General features: G+C 70.4%; 15 protein-coding genes and 1 pseudogene. 12 read left to right on the forward strand and 4 right to left on the reverse strand.

What is annotated here, in order from left to right; all coding sequences use genetic code 11:
• The first annotated feature begins 140 nt into the window (after positions 1-140).
• On the forward strand, positions 141-1,142 hold the full coding sequence (locus AOK08_RS13195) for a ribokinase (RefSeq protein WP_055525728.1): 1,002 nt from the start codon (positions 141-143) through the stop codon (positions 1,140-1,142).
• Positions 1,139-1,379, forward strand: a pseudogene (locus AOK08_RS13200) (RbsD/FucU domain-containing protein). Before AOK08_RS13195 ends, AOK08_RS13200 begins: the two are co-directional and overlap by 4 nt.
• A gap of 19 nt (positions 1,380-1,398) precedes the next feature.
• Here AOK08_RS13200 and AOK08_RS13205 read toward each other — a convergent pair.
• Positions 1,399-2,124 carry a glycoside hydrolase family 16 protein gene (locus AOK08_RS13205; protein ID WP_055525714.1) on the reverse strand — a complete coding sequence of 242 codons (726 nt, stop codon included), beginning with the start codon at positions 2,122-2,124 and terminating at the stop codon, positions 1,399-1,401.
• A 380-nt stretch (positions 2,125-2,504) separates the two neighbouring features.
• On the opposite strand from AOK08_RS13205, the gene AOK08_RS13210 reads away from it, so the two are divergent.
• From AOK08_RS13210 to AOK08_RS13250, 9 genes are all read left to right on the forward strand, one after another.
• Complete coding sequence (locus AOK08_RS13210) at positions 2,505-5,360, forward strand: M36 family metallopeptidase (protein ID WP_241826935.1); 2,856 nt, start codon at positions 2,505-2,507, stop codon at positions 5,358-5,360.
• 156 nt (positions 5,361-5,516) lie between these two features.
• Positions 5,517-5,981, forward strand: a complete 465-nt coding sequence (locus tag AOK08_RS13215) for a hypothetical protein (protein ID WP_055525716.1) — start codon at positions 5,517-5,519, stop codon at positions 5,979-5,981.
• On the forward strand, positions 5,965-6,939 hold the full coding sequence (locus AOK08_RS13220) for a bifunctional lysylphosphatidylglycerol flippase/synthetase MprF (protein ID WP_055525717.1): 975 nt from the start codon (positions 5,965-5,967) through the stop codon (positions 6,937-6,939). The genes AOK08_RS13215 and AOK08_RS13220 overlap by 17 nt, the downstream gene beginning before the upstream one ends.
• 38 nt (positions 6,940-6,977) lie before the next feature.
• Entirely contained in the window at positions 6,978-7,481 is a 504-nt protein-coding gene (locus tag AOK08_RS13225) for an SRPBCC family protein (protein ID WP_055525718.1), read from the forward strand.
• Positions 7,474-7,995, forward strand: coding sequence for a flavin reductase family protein (locus tag AOK08_RS13230; protein ID WP_055525719.1), 522 nt, complete (start codon positions 7,474-7,476; stop codon positions 7,993-7,995). Before AOK08_RS13225 ends, AOK08_RS13230 begins: the two co-directional genes overlap by 8 nt.
• The gene (locus AOK08_RS13235) at positions 7,988-9,370 is read left to right on the forward strand and encodes an NAD(P)/FAD-dependent oxidoreductase (protein ID WP_079053999.1); all 1,383 of its coding nucleotides are present in this window, start codon (positions 7,988-7,990) and stop codon (positions 9,368-9,370) included. The genes AOK08_RS13230 and AOK08_RS13235 overlap by 8 nt, the downstream gene beginning before the upstream one ends.
• Positions 9,371-9,484: 114 nt before the next feature.
• Positions 9,485-10,171, forward strand: a complete 687-nt coding sequence (locus tag AOK08_RS13240; protein ID WP_055525721.1) for a class I SAM-dependent methyltransferase — start codon at positions 9,485-9,487, stop codon at positions 10,169-10,171.
• 68 nt (positions 10,172-10,239) lie between these two features.
• On the forward strand, positions 10,240-11,658 hold the full coding sequence (locus AOK08_RS13245) for a cytochrome P450 (RefSeq protein WP_055525722.1): 1,419 nt from the start codon (positions 10,240-10,242) through the stop codon (positions 11,656-11,658).
• 63 nt (positions 11,659-11,721) lie between these two features.
• Entirely contained in the window at positions 11,722-12,738 is a 1,017-nt protein-coding gene (locus AOK08_RS13250) for a hypothetical protein (protein ID WP_055525723.1), read from the forward strand.
• A gap of 69 nt (positions 12,739-12,807) precedes the next feature.
• Here AOK08_RS13250 and AOK08_RS13255 read toward each other — a convergent pair whose 3' ends face one another.
• The 3 genes from AOK08_RS13255 to AOK08_RS13265 all read right to left on the reverse strand — a co-directional run bounded on the left by AOK08_RS13255 (position 12,808) and on the right by AOK08_RS13265 (position 15,982).
• Positions 12,808-13,605 (reverse strand): sugar phosphate isomerase/epimerase family protein, encoded by a 798-nt coding sequence (locus AOK08_RS13255; RefSeq protein WP_055525729.1) that lies wholly within the window; start codon positions 13,603-13,605, stop codon positions 12,808-12,810.
• 65 nt (positions 13,606-13,670) lie between these two features.
• Positions 13,671-14,828: a dihydrodipicolinate synthase family protein gene (locus AOK08_RS13260; RefSeq protein WP_055525724.1), complete on the reverse strand. Its 1,158-nt coding sequence runs from the start codon at positions 14,826-14,828 to the stop codon at positions 13,671-13,673.
• A complete protein-coding gene (locus AOK08_RS13265) occupies positions 14,825-15,982 on the reverse strand; it encodes a Gfo/Idh/MocA family protein (RefSeq protein WP_055525725.1) in 1,158 nt (385 codons plus the stop codon). Before AOK08_RS13265 ends, AOK08_RS13260 begins: the two co-directional genes overlap by 4 nt.
• Before the next feature lie 268 nt (positions 15,983-16,250).
• Between AOK08_RS13265 and AOK08_RS13270 the strand changes: the two genes are divergently transcribed.
• Positions 16,251-16,504 (forward strand): LacI family DNA-binding transcriptional regulator (locus tag AOK08_RS13270; protein ID WP_157876661.1); only part of this gene is annotated, 254 nt, incomplete at its 3' end.

Raw genomic sequence — 16,504 nt, forward strand, 5'->3', positions numbered from 1 at the left:
CCGCCCGGCCCTGTCCGCCGCAGGAGCCGGTCACAGGGCCGGTGACGGGGCCAAGTCACGGGACCGGGTGACAGAAGCGGACAATCGGCCGACTGCCCGGCTGTCGGCCGGTACAACTGATCTGTATGGGGAGAATGTTCATGCACGACTACGACCTGCTGGTCGTGGGATCGGCCAACGCCGACCTGGTGACCGTGGTCGAGCGACGGCCCGCCGCCGGTGAGACGGTGCTCGGCTCCGACCTGGTCGTCCACCCGGGGGGCAAGGGCGCCAACCAGGCTGTCGCGGCTGCCCGGTTGGGTGCCCGTACGGCGTTGCTCGCGCGGGTCGGGAACGACGGCCACGGCCGCCTGCTGCTCGACTCGCTGCGGGACGCCGGCGTCGACACGGTGGGCGTCCTGGTGGGCGGGGCGCCCACGGGGGTCGCGCTGATCACGGTGGACCCGTCGGGCGACAACAGCATCGTGGTGTCGCCGGGCGCCAACGGGCGGCTGTCGCCGGAGGACATCCGGGCGGCGGGGAGCCTGTTCCAGGCCGCGCGGGTGGTGTCGGCGCAACTGGAGATTCCGCTGGAGTCGATCGTGGAGACGGTACGGAACCTGTCTCCCGAGAGCCGGTTCGTCCTCAACCCGTCCCCGCCCCGCCCGTTGCCGCGTGAAGTCCTGGCCGCCTGCGACCCGTTGATCGTGAACGAGCACGAGGCCCGCGTGATCGCCGGTACGGACGCCGAGTTGGGCGATTCGCCGGAGGACTGGGCGAAGGCGCTGCTGGCGCTGGGGCCGCGCTCGGTCGTCATCACCCTGGGCGCGGAGGGCGCGCTGGTCGCCGTACGGGCCGGGGAGCGGACACGGGTGCCGTCGGTGAAGGTGGACGCCGTGGACACGACGGGGGCGGGCGACGCGTTCACCGCCGCGCTGGCGTGGCGGCTGGGTGCGGGCGAGTCGCCGGTCCAGGCCGCGGCGTACGCGGCCCGGGTGGGCGCGGTGGCGGTGACGCGGGCCGGGGCCCAGAAGTCCTTCCCGACCGCCGAGGAGGTCGAGGCGCTGTGCGGTGCCCTCCCCGGGGACAACCCCCGGACCCCCGGCCGGGAAACCGGGCCGGGAGACGCGCCCGACGACACCGTGCGAGGTGCGGTCCGGTGAGGCGGGGCGGCGTCCTGAACCGTCATCTCGCGGGCGCGCCGGCCGAGTTGAGGCATGGGCACGGGGTGCTGGTGTGCGACGCCAGGATGCCGGTCCCGGCCGGGGCGCGCGTCGTGGACCTGGCCTTCCGGGCCGGGGTGCCGTCCGGAGCTGTCGGCGGGCGCGCGGCTCGTCGTACGGACGGGTGAGGCCCGTCCGTACGCGAACGTGCTGCTGCGCTGCGGGGTGTTCTTCTAGCCCTTACGGGTTCATGGATCTACGGGTTGTACGGGGTGTAGGTGATCGAGGAGACCTTCAGGTACCTCGCGCCGTCCCCCGTGGCCCAGGTCGAGGCGTCCGGGTTGCCCGGCCAGTCGCCGCCGACGGCGGTGTTGACGATGAAGCGCATCCCGACGCCCCGGGGCGTGGTGTACCACTTGGTACCGGTGACGGTGCCGTCCACGGCGAAGTCGATGTGGTCCGGGAACCAGGTGAACGAGTACTGGTGGTAGGTGTTGGTCCAGCCGGCGGAGTTCGTCTTCGAGAACTGGGTCTGGGCGTTGTTGACGTCGTGGGAGGTCTGGTAGACCGTGTTCGGGTTCTGGCCGACGATCTCGGCGGCGTCGAACTCGGGCAGCCACGGGTTCAGATAGGCCGCCCAGACCGCGGGCAGCAGGCCCCGGCCGTTGGGCATGTTCGCGGTGAAGCTGTAAGTCCCGTAGCCGTAGAGCGCCTTGGACTCCACGCGGCCCGAGAAGTATGAGTTGCCCGACTTGTAGGTCTTGATGACGAGGGTGCTTCCCTCGTACCAGACGCAGCCGGGGACGTAGGTCTCCAGCTCGTTGTTGGCGGTCCACCGCGCGTTGATGGTGTTCCACGAGTTGACGGCCTGGGGGGATCCCCAGGACGCCGCATGGGCTCGTGGCTGTCCCAGGAGAAGCAGGGACAGCGCCACCAGGGCGACAGCTGTCAGGCGTACATGTCTGAGAAGTACGGAAGACATCGCGGCTCCATTGCTCGGATGACTTGAGGGGGGGAAGGGAGCGGCCCCCACACACTCCCTCTTCGCCGGACTGTAGGAGTCCGTTCAAGTTCTGACAAGAGGTGTGTTACGAAGTCGTTTCCTGGCTTCTGTAGTTGGAGACGCCGGATGCCGCACACCGGCCATGTCGTGACATGAACTCCCTTCGGGGTAACGGCACTTGACTGCTTGTCACAGAACCGAGTGCCGAGGGGAGAAAAACTGCGTGCCCGTGACTAGTGAAGGTTTTTGATCGCCGCGACCATAAGCGCTCATCGGGGCCACACCAGTGGGTCGCGGGTCGGCAGGGGCTTCCTCTCCAGCTCTGGGCTGAGCCGGGCCCGAGATGGAGAGGGGCACAGTTGAGCCAGGTATTCGGCCCGTCCGCGAGACGGCGAACGAAGGTGGCGGCTGCCACCGGAATCGCGTTGCTGGGCAGCCTGTTGTCGGTCACCGCACACGCCGCACCGAACCCGGTCGGCACCGCTGATCAGCGGGAACAGCGGCGGCAGATCGCACAGTACGACTACGACAGCCGCGCCGCCCTGGGTGACGGGGGCGGTCTGCCCGTGGCCTTCGGGCGCTCCGCCAACGCGGGGCCACGCCCGGCCGTCATACGGAAGCTGCGGGAGAAGCTCGGGGTGCAGGGCATCGTCGACATCGACAACGCCACCGGCACTCCGCGCCGGGTCGCCCGCACCGACGGGTTCCTGACCGCCGCCAGCAGGCGGAAGCCGGTCGCCGTCGCGCTCGACTACGTCCGCGCGCACGCCGACGTCTTCGGCCTGACCGCGCAGGCCGTCGCCGGTCTGACCCTGCGCCGGGACTACGTCGACATCGAGGGCACCCACCACCTCAGCTTCGTACAGACCGTCGACGGCGTGCCCGTCTTCGGCAACGGCCTCAAGGCGCATGTGGCGAAGGACGGCCGGCTGATCCAGGTGGACGGCGCACCCGTCAAGCACCTCCCGGCGGCCCTGGGCAGCGCCCGGCTCTCCGCCACCGCCGCCCGCGACATCGCTGTCAAGGACGTCGCCGGAACCCCGGCGAAGGTCTCGAAGGCGGCGCGGGGACCGCAGCGCACGACCGGGTTCAGCGACGGCGGCTACGTCAAACAGGTGTGGTTCCAGACCGCGACCGGGCCCCGGCTCGCCTGGGAGACGCTCCTGCTCCGCGACGGCTTCATCCACGTCATCGAGGCGAGCAGCGGCCGGGTCCTGTACCGGCAGAACATCGTGGAGAACGACGTCGGCCGGGCGTTCCCCAACTATCCGGGCGCTGCCATCGGCGGCAAGCAGCGGTGGGTGGATCTGAGCGACTGGCTGCCGGACAACTCCCCACGCCTGGACGGCTACAACGCGCACGTCTACTCCGACGTCAACGACAATGGCACCGCCGACCCGTCGGAGGAGGTGGCCCCGACCACGAACGGCACCTTCGACTACCCGTTCACCGACTTCAACAGTGCTGTCGGCGCTCCCTGTTCGGCAACCCTGAAGTGCTCGTGGGATCCGAAGACGCCCAACTCCTGGCAGGTCAACCGGGGCCAGAACGCGGTCCAGATGTTCACCTTCATGGGCAACATGCACGACCACCTGCTGGCCGATCCGATCGGCTTCACCCGTGCCGCCGGCAACTTCGACGCGGCCGACGGGGACGCCGTACAGGGCGAGTCGGACGACGGCGCGGACAAGGCCAACGGACTGCCCGACGGGGATCACGTCAACAACGCGAGCATGCACACGCCGCCGGACGGCACCCCGCCGCGCCTCCAGATGTATCTCCTCAAGCCGTCCACGGCGGTCCCCGCGGGCAACTCCGGCGACTCGGCGGACACGGTGTATCACGAGTACACGCACGGCCTGTCCAACCGGCTCGTGACCGACCCGGGCGGCATCTCCACCCTCCGTGGTGTGCAGCCCAGCTCGATGGGCGAGGGGTGGAGCGACTGGTACGCGGAGGACTACATGGTCTCCCAGGGCCTGGAGAAGGACACGCCGGCCAGCGGTGACGTGAAGGTCGGCAAGTACTGGAACAACGGCAACACGATCCGCACGGAGCCGCTCGACTGCACTGTCGGTGCCCCCGCCGACGTCTGCCCCGGTACCTCGTTCGTCGGCCCCGGCGGCTACACGTACGGCGACTTCGGCCGCATCAGCGGCTACATCGAACCGCACGACGGCGGCGAGATCTGGGGCCAGACCCTGTGGGACCTGCGCAGGGCCATCGGCAGCGAGCAGGCCGAGTCGCTGGTCACCCGGGCCATGGAACTGTCCCCGGACAACCCGTCCTTCCTCGACGAACGCAACTCGATCCTCCAGGCCGACCTCGTGGTCAACGGCGGCAAGTCGCAGAAGAAGATCTGGAAGGTCTTCGCCCACCGAGGCATGGGCTACTTCGCCGCGGCGACCGGCGGCGACGACGGCTCGCCGGTCGAGGACTTCTCGATGCCGCCGGCGGCGGACACCCCGCGCGGCACGCTCACCGGCACGGTCACGGACAAGGACAGCGGCGCGCCGGCCGGCGGCCTCACGATCTCCTTCGGCGGTCACGATTCCGGCTTCGGCGGCGGCCTGGTCGCCACCACGGCCACGGACGGCACCTACACGATCTCCGGGATCCTGCCCGGCGTCTACGCGAAGGTGTCGGCCCGCGGAGCGGGGTACGAGCCCGAGCAGAAGACGCTGGCCATACCGTCGCACGAGATGAGCCAGGACTGGACGGTCCGCCGGAACTACGCGGCGGCGGCCGGCGGCGGCTCGGTGGTCAGCTTCACCGGGACCGACTTCAGCCCGCGCTGCGGCCCGGACAAGATGATCGACCAGTCGAGCGAGGTGGGCTGGCTGTCGACGCCCGCGCCCGAAGGACGGAACGCCGTGTTCAAGCTGGCGACAAAGATCGACATCACCCAACTGGTGATCGACCCGACGCCGAGCTGCATCCCGTATCCCACCGTCGCGACCGGCCACTACCGGGTGGAGACCTCCGCGGACGGTACGACATGGACCACCGCCGCCACGGGCGCCTTCCCCTTCAGCACGATGGCGCCCACCCCGGTCACGCTGGACGCGGGCACCGGCAACGGCGTCAGGTACATCCGGTACACGATGCTCACCACCCAGGGCGACGACATCGGGCTCTGCTACCCCGGCTCGCTCGACCTCGGCTGCTACGTGATGGCCAGCGCCGAGCTGTCGGTCTACGGAAAGTTGGCGTAGGCACAGGCCCCACCGAGAGCGGCCATGGCCCGGGACCCCGCTCGGTCCCGCGCCATGGCCGCCAGGCCCCCCGCTCCGATATTTCCGTGAGGGACGCCCCGCCCCCGGGCCGTAAAGACTGATGAGAATGTCTCAGTCCAGGCTCGGGGGCCTTTTTTGGATGCCAGGAATCTCTTCCACACCAGAACCACGTCCCGGCTCGCCCGGCTTGAGTGGTCGGTCGCTCTCGTCATTTCCTCCGCCGCCGCCCTGACGCATCTTTCCGAGATCCGCTGGTGGCTTTTCGTCGCCCTGTTTCTCGTCATCGATGTCGTCGGATACATCCCGGGCGCCATCGCCCACCGGAGAAGTCCCGACGGACGCGTGGGGCGCGGTTATTACGTCGCCTACAACGTCATGCACTCGCTCGTCACCTGGGCGGTGTTCGCCGGCCTGTGGAGCTGGCTGGCCGGCGCTGAATGGGCGTTGCTGGCGCTGCCGATCCATCTCATGGGCGACCGGGCTCTCTTCGGCAACTCCCTCAAACCGTTCGGTATCCCCTTCGAGCCCGCCACCCACCCCGATTTCGCGGAATTCCAGCGGGCCTACGACGGGAAGGGGCACGATGCCGTCCGCGTTTGACCTGGTGTCGGCGCACGCCGACAATCCCAGCGCGTTCCTCGCCCTCAACAGCGGGAACGAGTTCTTTCTCGACGAGCGCCACGACGGCGTCTGCGCCTTCCGTCCGGCGGGGCGCCATCTCCTCCAGCTCGGCGGCCCCTTCGCCGCCCCCGGCGACCGCGCCGGTCTGCTGGACGCGTTCCTCGACCAGGCCACGGCCCAGCGCCGGCGCGTCATCGCCGTACAACTCCAGGCCGATGACGCCCAGTTGTACGCCTCGCGCGGGTTCACCGTGAACCAGATGGGCGCTTCGTACGCCGTCGAGCTGGCGCGGTTCACGCTGCGCGGGTCGCCGTTCGTGCGGCTGCGCAACAAGATCTCCCGGGCCCGGCGGGCCGGGGTGGAGGTCACCGAGACCAGCCCCTCGGACAATTCCGGCGAACTCGATCTCCTCGACCGTGAATGGCTGCGCGGAAAAGGGCGGGGAACGAAAGAACTGCGGTTCCTGGTCGGGGAACGCGACGGGCCCGAGCGGAAACACCAGCGCCTCTTCACCGGCACCGTCGACGGGCGAACAGTGGGATACATCAGCTACTCCCCCGCCTTCGGCAGCCGTCCGGGCTGGCTGCACGATCTCAGCCGGCGCCGGTCCGACGCCCCGCCCGGCACCATGGAACTCCTCAACTCGACCGCGATCGAGCGAATGACCGGCGAAGACGACGGACAGTGGCTGCACTTCGGATTCACGCCGTTCGTCGGACTCGATCCGGCCCTCGAAGTGCCGGGCGCCAGTGGAACGGTGGCACGCGTTCTGCGTTTTCTCGGCGAGCACGGCGAGCGTGTCTATCCCGCCGCCGCTCAGCTCGACTACAAGGAGAAATGGGCGCCGCATGTCGTGCTGCCCGAGTACATCGCTTTCCAGGGGCGGGTAAGGCCGGGCGCGCTGTGGCGGCTCGGGCGCGAGACCAACGCCTTTTGATCACCTCAGTAACCCACAAAAAAAGGGGGGAATTACTCATGCGTGAAGTAATCGTCCAGGTGGTCGCCGAGGAGCGTACGGCCCGTCAGGCGTACGAACTGATCTGCGACTTCCGGCGCTATCCCGAACTGACCGACAAGGTGGACGAGGTCGTGGTGCACCCGCCGGAGGCCGACGGGTCGCTCCGGTCGGACTGGAGTGTCGTCTTCCGCAACGGGCTGATGCGGTGGAGCGAACTCGACCGCTTCGTCCCGGAGACCCTCACCGTCGAGTTCGAGCAGACCAAGGGCGACTTCGAGGTCTTCCACGGCTCCTGGGTGTGCGAGGAACGGGACGGGGAAGTGGACGACGAGGGTGCGGCGGCGGTCACAGTCGTCACCTTCCGGTCCGATTTCGACCTCGGGATCCCCTCCCTCGCGGACATTCTCGACCCCGTCGCCGAGAGCACCCTGCGGGACAACATCCTGCGCATCCTCGAAGGGCTTCTGGGCCGGGTGACCCCCATGACCCCCCTGGACCTCACCGCCTCCCGGCATGGCTGACCCCGTGTCGTCCCTGGCGATGCGACCCGGTGTCGCCCAATGCCTGGACATGTACGCCAAGTTGGCGTCCGGCGTGTGCGTCGTGACCACCCGGGGCGCGTCCGGGCGCCCGGTCTGTGCCACGGTCTCCTCGGCGGCGGCCGTCTCCGCGTCCCCGGCCCTGATGTCGCTCTGCCTGGCCAACTCCTCCCGTACCCTCGCCGCCCTCCGCCACCACGGCTCCTTCGCCCTCCACGTCCTCGACGAACGGCACCGCCCCTGGGCCGAGCGCTGCGCCGACCCGCTCGCCACCGCCGCCGAGCGGTTCGGCGAGGAACCCGCCCAGTACGTCCATGACGTGCCCGTCCGCCCCGACGTCCTCGCCTGGTCCGTCTGCGCGGTGACGGACGTACGGGCGTACGGCGACCACCACCTGGTCGTCGGCGAGGTCCTCGCCGCCCACACCGGCACCGGGCATCCGCTGCTCTGGTACGACCGCGGCTTTCACGGCAGGCCCGGGATGCGCCATGGGTGAGCGACCGCAGCCGTACGGGGCCGTGGAAACGCCGGTGACGGTGGCCCCGCCGTGGCGGGGCGGACGGCCCGAGGATCACCGACTCCCGTCCGTACGAGGCCTGTCGAGCGCCGATTTCACCGTGGTCGGCGCCGGCCTGGCCGGCCTCTCCACCGCCTACCATCTGCTGCGCTACGCACCCGGCGCCGATGTCGCCGTGGTCGACGCGGGCCATCCGGCGGCCGGCGCCAGCGGCCACGGCACCGGCCTGCTCGGACCCCGGGCAGGCCCGCCCGTGGACCGCGCGATCCGCCGCCACGGCCCGGACGCGGCCCGCAGGATGCACCGGGCCAGCGAGGACGCGGTGGCCGCCGCCCTGGACCTGTGCCGCGCCCTGGACGTGCCGGTGCGCACCGGCGAGCAGCTGGTCGTGGCCCGCTCGCCGGAGGGCCTGGCGCGGCTGTCCCGACAGGCGGCGGCCTACCGCGCCCTCGGCCTGGACGTACCGCCGCTATCGGCGGCCGGGGTCCGCGAGCGCATCGACGTGCCCTGCCAGGCGGGGCTGCTCCACCGGCGGGCGGCCACCCTGGACCCCGCCCGGCTCACCGCCGCGCTCGCCCGGGCCTGCGCGGCGGGCGGTGTCCGGCTGTACGGGCGGTCACCCGTCCTCGGTCACCGGGCCGACGGCACCGGCGGCACCGGCGGCACCCGGCTGGTCCTCCCGGGCGGTGAACTCCGTACCGGCGCCGGGGTGTTCGCGGTCAACGGCGGGGCCGGTGCCCTCGGCCTCCCGGTGGGCACGGTGGTCCCGCTGGAGGTGCACGCCATCGCCACCGAGCCGTTGAAACCGGCGGTGCGCGAGGCGCTCGGGGAGGCGTCGGGGGCCGCGTGGGTCGATGCGGCGCCGCTGGCCCCGTACTTCCGGCTGACGCCGGAGGGGCGCCTGGTGCTGGGCGGCGGCCGGGCCTCGCTGCCGGGTCCGCCGGGCAGCGCCGGGGCCCGGCGGGACGACAGGGCGCGTGTGGCGACCTGGCGGTGGCTGGCGGAGCGGATGCGGGCCCTGCACCCGCTGCTCGCCGATGCCACCGTCACCCACCGCTGGACCGGCCGGATCGGCGTCACCCTCGACGATCTGCCCGTCGTGGGTCCGCTGGCGGGAGTTCCGGGGATGTGGTTCATCGGTGGCTGCGGCGGACACGGGCTCGCCCTGTCGATCGCCCACGGGGCCTACGTCGCCCGGCAGTTGGCGGACGGCCGAGGGGTGGTGGACAGCGGTCGGGCGCCGCTGCCCTGGCACCGTTCGGCCACTCCACGGCTGCCGCTCGGCGGGCCGGGGCGGCTGCTGCTGCGGCGCCACCTCGACCGCCTGGACCGCCGGGTACGTGGCGCGGAGTGAGCGCCGAACTCTGACACTTCCGGCCAAGTGCGCGCGAATCCACGCGAGGGACACCCGCGCGGTGGATCGTAAGACCTGGTGGAGACCGAGAGAACCGAGAGAGAAGGGAAGCCCATGCCTGGTGCGAACGCGGTGACCAGAGGTCCCTACCGTCTGTTGCAGGAGAACTTCCGTCGCCCGGCGGGCGCGCCGGGTGCCCTGGTCGGGCATCTGATGACCGTGCAGCACCGGGGGCTCACCCGGTGGTCGACGGAACATCTGGACGTCCGCCGGAGCCATCATGTGCTCGACCTCGGCTGCGGCAGCGGAATGGCCGTGGAACTGCTGGCCCGGCGGGCCGGGTCGGGCTTCGTCGCCGGGCTCGACTACTCGCCCACGATGGTCCGCCAGGCCGTACGTCGCAACGCCGACGCCGTCGGCCGGGGCCAGGTGGCGATCCGGCGGGGCGATGTCGGGCAACTGCCGTACGAGGACAACACGTTCGACCGGGTCAGCGCGATCGAGACGTTCTACTTCTGGCCGGACCCGGCGCGCGGACTCGCCGAGGCGTACCGGGTACTGAAACCCGGCGGGCGGCTGGCCGTCACCCTGGAGATGAGCCGGGAGGCGTCGGCCGTACCGACGCTCACCCAACTGCTCTTCGGGCGGCGCTTCACCGAGCGGTCCGAGCGGGACGGGCTGCGCATCCTGTCCGGCGCCGAACTGGTGGCGATGCTCGACGTCGCCGGTTTCAAGGACACCCGGTTCGTCGCCGAGCCCCGCCGTTCGCTGGGCTGGGTCTGCGCCCTGGGCAGCAAGTGAGCAGCCAGGTGGGCGATCGGGCGGACAATCGGGCCGACAGTCGGGTGAGTGACCGGGCAACCAGCCGGATGAGCGCCCGAGTTGGTGCTCCGCTCAGTGGCCGGGCCGCTCCCGAAGTGGCCGGGCTGCCCGTGCTCGGCAGTGTGCTCGACTTCCGGAGGGACATCCTCGCCACGATGCGCGAGGGCTGGCGGGAGGGCGGCGACCTCGTCCGCTACCGGCTCGGCCCGGTGTCCGTGCACGGTGTGTCCGGCCCGGAGCTGGCCGGGGAGGTGCTGACCGACAGCGCCGTCTACGGCAAGCTCGGCGCCGACAACCCGCTGCGGCTGGTGCTCGGCGAGGGGCTGCTGACGGGCGACGACCACGAGAGCTGGCTGACCAACCGCCGCATGATGCAGCCGATCTACAGCAAACAGGCCCTCACCTCGATGTTCCGTACGATGTCCGCCTCGGTCGAGGACCAGCTCGCCCACATGGCGGCCACCTACCGCACCGGTGACGCCGTCGATCTGCACACCGAGCTGATGCGGGTGACGCTCGACATCGTCAGCCGGTGCATGTTCAGCACCGACATCACCGAGGGCCTCGGCGAACTCGGCCCGGACGCGGTGGAGGTGGCGATCAACTTCGCCTTCGACCGCCTCCAGAACCCCTTCAGCCCGCCCACGAACTGGCCGACCCCGCGCAACCGGCGCTTCCGCGAGGTGATGGACGGGATCGACGCCCTGATCTGCCGCATCATCCGCGAACGCCGGGCCGAGGCTGAGTCGGACCTCGCGCATGTCCGGCGCGGCGACCTGCTGGACATGCTGCTCGACGCCCGGGACGAGGACACCGGCGCGGGCATGGACGACCGCCAGTTGCGCGACGAGGTGATCACCACGTTCGCCGCCGGGCACGAGACGACCGCGGTCACCCTGAGCTGGACCTTCTACCTCCTCTCCCGCCACCGTGACGTCCTGGCGGCGGTACAGCGCGAGGTCGACGGGGCCCTCGGCGGACGGCTGCCCACCGTCGACGACCTGCGGGCCATGCCGTACACGCTCCAGGTCTTCGAGGAGTCGCTGCGGATGTACCCGTCGGCACCGATCGTGCCCCGACTGACCCTGAAGGACACCGAGTTGGGCGGCCACCGGGTCCCGGCGGGCTCCCGCGTCCTGGTCAACCTGCACAACATCCACCGCCATCCCGCCCACTGGCCCGACCCGGAACGCTTCGACCCCGACCGCTTCCGCACCGGGGAGGGCAGGGCCCCCGGGAAACGGCACCGGTTCGCCTACCTCCCCTTCGGCGCGGGGCCGCACCTGTGCATCGGCAAGCATTTCGCGCTCATGGAGGCGCACCTGCTTCTCGCCGCGCTGCTCCAGCGCTACGAGTTCCGGCACGTCCCGTCCCACCGGGTCGTCGACCACGCCACGATCACCCTGCGCCCCCGCTACGGCATGGTGATGACCCTGCACGACCGCCGACCACGCCCACGCCACTGACCGGCCGCCAACCCGAACCCGCCCGCTGAACTCCCGCCCATCGCAATGCATTTGGAGCCCTTGATGGTGACGCGCCAGGACGATCCGCACACCCTGCCGCTCAACACGGTCCAGTACGACCCGGCCCGGCCACAGGGCCACTACGAGAGTTTCTACCAGCGCGGAAACCATCCGACGGAGCCGCGCGCCTTCTGGATCCGGTACACCGTCTTCAGCCCGGCGGGGATGCCGGAGTCGGCCATCGGCGAGCTGTGGGCGGTGTACTTCGACGGGGTGACCGGCCGGCACGTGGTCGCCAAGGAGGAGTACCCGATCGCCGAGTGCGACTTCCGGCGCGGGACGTTCGGCGCGCGGGTCGGCGACCGCGTCCTGGAACCGGGCCGCCTGAAGGGCGAGGCGACGGGCCCGAACGGCTCCATCGGCTGGGACCTGACGTACGGGGGCACCGAACCGCCCCTGTTCCTGCTGCCGCAGAAGATGTACGAGGGCGGCTTCCCCAAGGCCAAGAGCCTGGTCGGGATGCCGCTGGCCCGCTTCGACGGCTCCCTCACGGTCGACGGCGAGTCGGTCGACGTGGACGGCTGGACGGGCAGCCAGAACCACAACTGGGGCAGCCAGCACACCGATTACTACGCCTTCGGGCAGGTCGCCGGGTTCGACGACGCCCCGGACAGCTTCCTGGAGATCGTCACCGCGCGGGCGAAGATCGGCCCGGTACGGACACCGATGGCGACCTTCCTCGTCCTGCGCCACGACGAACGCGAGTACCAACTCGTCTCGATGCGCCGGGCGTTGACGGCGAAGGCCCAATTCGGCTACTTCCACTGGGACTTCAGCACGAGCGACGACACCGTCACCGTCGTCGGCCGGTTCCTGGCGGAGAAGGAGCAGTTCGTCGGGCTCAATTACTACAACCCGCCCGGCGGTATCAAGCACTGCCTCAACACCAAGATCACCAGTTGCGAGCTGGAGATCCGCAACAAGGTCACCGGCAGGGTCGACCGGCTGCGCACCGAACACCGCGCCCTGATGGAGATCCTCACCGACGACCGCTCGCACGGCGTCGAGATCCGCGCCTGAGCACCTTGGCGACAGCGGAACCGTCCGTACCCGGCGCATCACCGGGTACGGACGGGCTGGTACGAACGGCTACGCCACGTGCTCCACGAACCGCGCCGCCGTCTCCGCGAGCACCTCGCGCCCGTCCCGGGCCCACAGAGCGTCGTTGAACAGCTCGACCTCGATGGGACCGGTGTAACCGGCCGCCTCGACGTACGCCTTCCACTCCCGCATGTCGATCGAGCCGTCCCCGATCTGCCCCCGGCCGTTGAGGACGCCTTCGGGCAACGGGGTGGTCCAGTCGGCGAGTTGGAAGCTGTGGATACGGCCACCGACGCCGGCCCGGGCGATCTGCGCGGGCGCGTGGTCGTCCCACCAGATGTGGTACGTGTCCACCGTGACGCCGACCTGGTGGGAGGGGAAGCGTTCCGCGAGGTCGAGGGCCTGGGTGAGCGTCGAGACCACGCAGCGGTCGGCGGCGTACATCGGGTGCAGCGGCTCGATGGCCAGACGGACGCCGTGCGACTCGGCGTACGGGCCCAGCTCGGCGAGCGCGTCGGCGATGCGCTCCCGGGCGCCGTACAGGTCCTTGGAACCGGCCGGGAGGCCGCCCGACACCAGGACGAGGGTGTCCGTGCCGAGCGTGGCCGCCTCGTCGACGGCCCTGCGGTTGTCGGCGACGGCCTCCGCGCGCTCCGCCGGGTCGGTCGCGGTGAGGAAGCCGCCCCGGCAGAGGGTGGTGACCGCGAGGCCCGCGTCGCGGATCAGCTTCGCCGTGGCCTCGACGCCGTACTCCTGGACGGGCGCCCGCCACAGCCCCACTCCAGGGACGCCCAACTCCAGACAGGCATCGACCAGTTCGGGCAGCGAGAGCTGCTTCACGGTCATCTGGTTGATGCTGAAGCGCGAGAGATCCCCGCCACTGGTGGCACTGGTGCTGCTGCTGGTGGTGCTCACTGGTTCACTCCGTACAGGGACAGCAGGTTCCTCATCCGCTCCTCCGCGAGCTTCGGGTCCGGGAACAGGCCCAGTCCGTCGGCGAGTCGGTAGGCGCGCGCGAAGTGCGGCAGGGAGCGGGCCGACTGGAGCCCGCCGACCATGGTGAAGTGCGACTGGTGGCCGGCCAGCCAGGCCAGGAAGACCACGCCCGTCTTGTAGAAGCGGGTGGGCGTCTGGAAGAGATGGCGGGACAACTCGACCGTGGGATCGAGGAGTTCGCGGAAGCCCGCCGTGTCACCCGTGTCGAGGACGCGCACCGCCTCTCCCGCCAGCGGGCCGAGCGGGTCGAAGATGCCGAGGAGGGCGTGGCTGAAGCCCTGCTCGTCGCCCGCGATCAGCTCGGGGTAGTTGAAGTCGTCGCCCGTGTAGCAGCGCACGCCGCGCGGGAGTCGGCGGCGGATGTCGATCTCGCGCTGGGCGTCGAGGAGCGAAACCTTGATGCCGTCGACCTTGTCGGGGTGGGCGGCGATGACGTCGAGGAAGGTCTCGGTGGCCGCGTCGAGGTCGGCCGACCCCCAGTACCCCTCCAGCGCCGGGTCGAACATCGGGCCGAGCCAGTGCAGGATCACCGGCTCGGCGGACTGGCGCAGCAGATGGCCGTAGACGTCGAGGTAGTCCTCGGGGCCCTGCGCGGCGGCGGCCAGCGCGCGGGACGCCATCAGGATCGTCCTGGCGCCCGCCTCCTCGACGAGGGCGAGCTGCTCCTCGTACGCCTCGCGGATGTCCGCCAGGGAGGCGCCGGGGGTGGTGAGCTGGTCGGTGCCGACGCCGCAGGCGATGAGCCCGCCGACCGACTTCGCCTCGGCGGCGGACCGGCGGATCAGCTCCGCGGCGCCGGCCCAGTCCAGGCCCATGCCGCGCTGGGCGGTGTCCATGGCCTCCGCGACACCGAGGCCGTGGGACCAGAGGTGGCGGCGGAAGGCGAGCGTCGAGTCCCAGTCGACGGCGGCCGGGGAGTCCGGGGACACGTCGGCGTACGGGTCGGCGACGACATGGGCCGCCGAGTAGACCGTACGGGAGGTGAAGGGGGTGCCGGGAGTGAGGGCGAGGGGTGTCGAGCGCGGTTCGTACGCGCTCAACACACCGCTGGAGTCCGGGAGTTGGATGGTCACAGCGTGATCTCCGGCACGTCGAGACGGACGCCCTCCGCCGAGGACTTCAGGCCCAGTTCGGCGAGCTGGACACCACGGGCGCCGGCCAGCAGGTCCCACTGGTAGGGCGCGTCGGCGTAGACGTGCTTGAGGAACAGCTCCCACTGGGCCTTGAAGCCGTTGTCGAACTCGGCGTTGTCCGGGATCTCCTGCCACTGGTCGCGGAAGGAGTAGGTCGCCGGGATGTCCGGGTTCCAGACCGGCTTGGGCGTCGAACTGCGGTGCTGGACACGGCAGTTGCGCAGCCCAGCGACGGCGGACCCCTCGGTCCCGTCGACCTGGAACTCCACCAGCTCGTCGCGGTTGACGCGCACGGCCCAGGAGGAGTTGATCTGGGCGATGGCGCCGCCCTCGAGTTCGAAGATGCCGTAGGCGGAGTCGTCGGCGGTGGCCTCGTACGGCTTGTCGTTCTCGTCCCAGCGCTGCGGGATGTGGGTGGCGGTGAGGGCCTGGACGGACTTCACCCGGCCGAACAGCTCGTGGAGCACGTACTCCCAGTGCGGGAACATGTCGACGACGATGCCGCCGCCGTCCTCGGAGCGGTAGTTCCAGGACGGGCGCTGGGCGGTCTGCCAGTCGCCCTCGAAGACCCAGTAGCCGAACTCGCCCCGGATCGAGAGGATGCGGCCGAAGAAGCCGCCGTCGATGAGGCGCTTGAGCTTGAGCAGGCCGGGGAGGAACAGCTTGTCCTGGACGACGCCGTGGCGCACACCGGCCGCGTTCGCCAGGCGGGCCAGTTCCAGCGCGCCGTCGAGGCCGGTGGCGGTGGGCTTCTCCGTGTAGATGTGCTTGCCGGCCGCGATCGCCTTCCGGATCGACTCCTCGCGCGCGGAGGTGACCTGCGCGTCGAAGTAGATGTCGACGGTCGGGTCGGCGAGGACCTCGTCGACGTCTGTGGAGACGTTCTCGGGGTCCAGGCCGTGCTGCTCGGCGAGCGCCTTCAGCACGTGCTCCCGGCGGCCGACCAGGATCGGTTCCGGCCACAGCACGGTGCCGTCGCCGAGGTCGAGACCGCCCTGTTCGCGCAGGGCGAGGATCGAGCGGACCAGGTGCTGGCGGTAGCCCATGCGTCCGGTCACGCCGTTCATGGCGATACGCACCGTCTTGCGTGTCACGTCTTTCCCTTCATCGGTGCCACAGAGGCCTCGGCTTCATAGGTGCGCAGCAAGCGCTTTCTATACAGGAAGAAGCTAGCCTCTCTCCAGCGGTCCGGACAAGAGCACAGAGAGGCCGATTTGTTCGAGGGGACGAACCGCGGGGGCCGTAGGTCATAAGGTCTACAGGGCCTGCACAGGTATGGACCTGAATACGCAAAGTGCGACAACTTACAGCGACGCAACGCAACGCGGCAGACGACAGGTCGCGTGACCGGAGGACGACGAGATGACGGTGACCCTGGCGGACGTGGCGGCCCGCGCCCAGGTCTCGCCCGCGACGGTGTCGCGCGTACTGAACGGGAACTATCCCGTGGCCGCGTCCACCCGTGAGCGGGTGCTGCGCGCCGTGGACGACCTGGACTACGTGCTCAACGGGCCCGCGAGCGCGCTCGCCGCGGCCACGTCCGACCTGGTCGGGATCCTCGTCAACGACATCGCCGACCCCTTCTTCGGGATCATGGCGAGCGCGCTCGCGGGCCC

The sequence above is a fragment of the Streptomyces graminilatus genome (genome assembly GCF_001418565.1).
Lineage (GTDB): Bacteria > Actinomycetota > Actinomycetes > Streptomycetales > Streptomycetaceae > Streptomyces > Streptomyces graminilatus.